We start from the raw sequence: 308 nt of genomic DNA on the forward strand, positions 1-308 counted from the left end.
TCTCCTTTCGGTTTATCGTACGTATTTGTCCTTACGATTGTATTAGGATTTATTCTGCGTACGATTCTCAATAATTCTCGTTCAAGTTCTTCTCTAGTCGTTATACCTTTGTATTCTTTTAGGAACTTCAAAGAGTTTCCACACTCTCCGGTTCCAAGGTCTTTCCATAATAGTCCTCCTGTTTTGGAATGAAATATTCCAAATGAAGGGTTCTTATCTCCAGACCTTAAAGGACTATTCATAAGTTTTCCAACTTTAAATTGTCCTAAACAATACGTATAGATGTCTAAATCATTTACTTTGTCCAA

Annotated in this window: 1 protein-coding gene; it reads right to left on the reverse strand. The window is 34.7% G+C overall.

The window, feature by feature from the left end; translation table 11 throughout:
* A partial coding sequence (locus tag EP166_RS21390; RefSeq protein WP_220432678.1) for a hypothetical protein occupies positions 1-242 on the reverse strand: 242 nt, incomplete at its 3' end.
* Between the last annotated feature and the right edge of the window lie 66 nt (positions 243-308).

The sequence above is a fragment of the Saccharospirillum alexandrii genome (genome assembly GCF_004000275.1).
Classification (GTDB): domain Bacteria; phylum Pseudomonadota; class Gammaproteobacteria; order Pseudomonadales; family Natronospirillaceae; genus Saccharospirillum; species Saccharospirillum alexandrii.